This window comes from Streptomyces sp. JHA26 (assembly GCF_002005565.1).
In the GTDB taxonomy this organism is placed as follows: domain Bacteria; phylum Actinomycetota; class Actinomycetes; order Streptomycetales; family Streptomycetaceae; genus Streptomyces.
This window is the reverse complement of record NZ_BDJC01000124.1, coordinates 1-3597: the sequence shown is the minus strand read 5'-3', so window position 1 is coordinate 3597 and position 3597 is coordinate 1. Positions and strand designations below refer to the sequence as shown.

Genomic DNA, 3597 nt, shown 5'->3' with positions numbered 1-3597 from the left:
GGAGTTCTGGGCCGGGGTGAGTGACCCACAGCGCGGGAACTGGGAGCTGGGTCATGAGCGTCTGGACAAGTTCGACGATCTGCAGCGCAGTCTGGGCATGACGCTCGCCAACGCCACGCAGAGCGACTCGGCGGCGATGGCCGACTGGAAGCGCACGATGATCGACATCGGCGACAAGCCGCTGTACGGCGAGAACCGCGGCGGCCCGATGGGCTTCCAGGTCATGAGCAACCTCATGCGGACCGGCGACTACGACGACCGGTTCCTGACGGACTACGGCACGAAACTCATGGCCACCGAGCGCAAACTGACCGGCAACGGGGAGCACGCCAACCTCGCGTGGCAGCGCATGGGGATGGACCCGGTGCTGAACCGGATCGGCGACGACAGCGGCTCGGACCCCCTGACGGGCTACCTGAAGGGCCTGTCCAACAGCCCGGACGCCGCGACCGACTTCCTCAACCAGCAGTTCATCTCGAAGGACGACCCGGACAACCCGTTCGAGCGCGACACCGACGACAACGGCAAGAAGGGCAAGGTCTCGCTGTCCAACTTCCAGTACCTCTTCGAGGAGCGGGACTGGCCGCAGGAGTCGAACCTCAAGGGGGACGACCTGCACACCGGACAGAACAACCTGGCCCTGGCCCTCGAGGCCGCCACCACCGGCCACCCGGCGGGCGAGATGCCCACGGCGGACACTCCCGCGCACAACGCCGGCCAGGCGAAGCTGGTGGAGGATCTGGTCGCCTCCGTCGCGGACGACCCGGGCCGCCTGTCGAAGAACAGCTACATGTCCGACAGCATGGGGCAGATAGCCGCCGAATACATGCCGGACATCCACCGCGGTCTGCACCCCGGCACGGAGGGCGAGGACAAGCTCTTCCCCGTCGCGGGCACGGCGGCCAAACTCGGCGAGACCGACATCACCCGCTTCCTGTACACCGTGGGCCGGAACCCGGAGGGGTACACGGCGGTCAACCTGGGTCAGCACAGCTACACGACCAGCCTGATGCAGTACCACTTCCAGCACCCGGACGCGTACCTGAACGATCCGAACTTCTCCCAGGACGAGAACCTGAAGAAGACCATCGAGGACGTCGCCCGGGTGGCCGGCGAGGTGGAGGGCACCATCGGGGCGGGCCGGGCCTACGAGGGCGAGATCGAAGGCGGGAAGAAGGACGCGGACTACAACTCCGTCATCGAGAAGGTCGGAACCTGGGGAGGAACCGCGGTCGGGATCGGTGTCGGGCTCGGCACCGCCTCGTTGACGGGCCCGGGCGGTGTCGTCGCCGGTGGTGTGGCCGGCACGGCCGCGGACGAGATCATCGGCGCGATCACCGAGGGTGCGATGAAGGACAGCTCCGGCGAGGTCATCTACCGCAACGGGCAGGATCTGGACGGCACCAAGGACTCGACGTACACCCTCGTCGAGAGCGCGGCGAAGAAGGCCGGGGAGAATGCCGGCAACCCCTCTCCCGCGATCGTCTCGGCCGCTGCGACGGCGGCGGAGCAGGGCTTCAACAACGCGGGAAAGAACGTCCACGACGCACTCGACGGCGAGGGCGTGCCCCGACAGCTGGAAAAGGAAGACTGAACCGTGAATGCCAGACGGAGCGGATACGCGCTCGCTGTCGTCGCCGTCGTCATCGTGGTCGTGCTCGGTGCCTTGTATCTCTTCAAGGCACCGCCGTTCGGCGAGGACGCGGGGGAGATCGAGGCCGGCGCCGTGTGCGACTCGCTGGGCCCGGGTTCCCGGGCCGCCGACGCCCTCAGGACCGTGCTTCCGGAGAAGTCGTCGTACGCGTTCGACGACGACGTGAACCTTCGTGTGGACGAGCGGGACAGCGGCTACGGCTCGGACTGCTTCGTCTCGGGGGGCGGTGACCAGCTCCTGCGTGCCCGGACGCAGATGGTGCGCGACGAGCCGTTCGAGAGCTGGGCCGACGGCGAGGTCGCGCAGTACGCGGACGGAAAGGGCCGGCTCACGCCCTTCACCACAGGCTTCAAGGGCACTGCCTCGCCCTCCGTGGCCGCCGTCCTCGTGCCGTGCACGTCGGCCGGGAAGATTCCCGGTGGCCAGTACGACCTCAGTGTCGTCGTCCATCTCGAGAAGGCGGGAAAGGCGAGTGACGCCGACACCCGGACGGGCCTGATCGACCTGGCGAAGAACGCCGCGGCCTACGCGCACGACAAGGCGAAGTGCGACATCGCCCTGCCCTGAACACGGCCGACCGCACGCGTTCGTCGGCTCTCCACGGGCCGAGGCGACTCAGTTCCAGGGGGGCATCCGTTTGCACACCCGACATGTCACGCGGGCCTTGGTGACGCCGGTGCTCTTCGGTTTCCTCGCAGGCTGCGCGGGCACCGACGGCGAGAGGGACTACGGCGTTCCCGCCGAGCTCTGCGGTGTTCCGGTGGACAGGGAGGCCGTCTCGCGACTTCTTCCGTCGGGCGAGCAGATCGCCGTACGGGAGAAGAACCCCGTACCCAGCCGGCACCGGTGCCAGGTGAACATCGACGGCAAGGTGGCTCTCGTGGCGAGCCGGGAGTGGTGGGAGGACGGTGCGGGCATCGTCGACGTGGCTCGAGGCGTCCCCCAGCTCAAGTCGGCGAAGCTGACGGAGGACGACAGCTACCTGCTGACGGGCACGGCCGCCGCGAAGAAGGTGCTTTGCTCCAGCACCGAACATCCCGGGCACCGCCTTTTCGTCACCGTGCAGGTGTACGCGGACGGGGTGAACGATTCGGCCGCGGTGGAGAAAGTGATGACCTCCTACGCCCGGTCGGTCGAAGACTCGGCAGCATGCCGGTGATGCACGGAGGAGTCGAGGATTCGGCAGCCTGCACAGCAGGCGCGCAATAGCTGTGCAAGCGTCGTCAGCAGGCTCACCTCCGCCCCCTGCTCCGCTCCCCACCGATCAGCAGACCCTCCCGAGAACTTCACCTCCGCAATCACGCCACCTTTGACGGATCCGGTCGACCTGGCGGCGCTGGTTGCTAACTTGTGGCGGAGTCCGGACACCGCAGGACGCCTTCCGGCCGGCACAGGCGGCGGGCAGCCCTGCACACGGGGGTGCCGTGGATGGCATGGAACGAGTGGGAACACCTCAAGGTCGCGAACGGCGGGCTCACCAAGATCGGCACGGCCGCGTTCGAGCTCCACAACGACCTGTGGGACAAGGCGCGTGTCGCCGTACCCACCAGTGACTCCGCGGCCGCCGACCTGTCCAAGCAGGGTTTCGCTCTCGGCGCCGGGCTCAAGCACGTGTCGAACCGCTGGGACGAGCAGTTGGAGTCCCTGACGGACGCCGGCTTCGACGAGCGCGTCGGAGCACCGGGCGAGAAGAAGGGCGACTGAAGGACGTTCCCGACCACCCGATCCAGCTCACGCCAAGGACGACAGCCATGGAACTCGACACTCTCCGCGACGCCGACTTCAAGCTCCTCGACGATGCCGTCAAGGACTGGTCCACCCTCGTCAAGAACCTCGAAACGCTGAAGAAGGACGCCGAGGACCATTTACACAAGGGCGCCGTCAAGGCCGACTGGGCCGGCGTGAACGCCAAGTTATCCAAAAAGTTCATCAGTAAGACCGCT

5 protein-coding genes are annotated in these 3597 nt (G+C 67.2%); all 5 read left to right on the top strand.

What is annotated here, in order from left to right:
• The coding region (locus JHAT_RS33285; protein ID WP_077802003.1) for a DUF6571 family protein at positions 1–1594 on the top strand (1594 nt) is incomplete at its 5' end.
• A 3-nt stretch (positions 1595–1597) separates the two neighbouring features.
• Positions 1598–2221 carry a hypothetical protein gene (locus JHAT_RS33280; protein WP_077802002.1) on the top strand — a complete coding sequence of 208 codons (624 nt, stop codon included), beginning with the start codon at positions 1598–1600 and terminating at the stop codon, positions 2219–2221.
• A gap of 109 nt (positions 2222–2330) precedes the next feature.
• Positions 2331–2813, top strand: a complete 483-nt coding sequence (locus tag JHAT_RS33275; RefSeq protein ID WP_143660620.1) for a hypothetical protein — start codon at positions 2331–2333, stop codon at positions 2811–2813.
• 269 nt (positions 2814–3082) lie between these two features.
• Entirely contained in the window at positions 3083–3358 is a 276-nt protein-coding gene (locus JHAT_RS33270) for a hypothetical protein (RefSeq protein ID WP_253195693.1), read from the top strand.
• A gap of 47 nt (positions 3359–3405) precedes the next feature.
• The coding region (locus tag JHAT_RS33265; protein WP_143660618.1) for a hypothetical protein at positions 3406–3597 on the top strand (192 nt) is incomplete at its 3' end.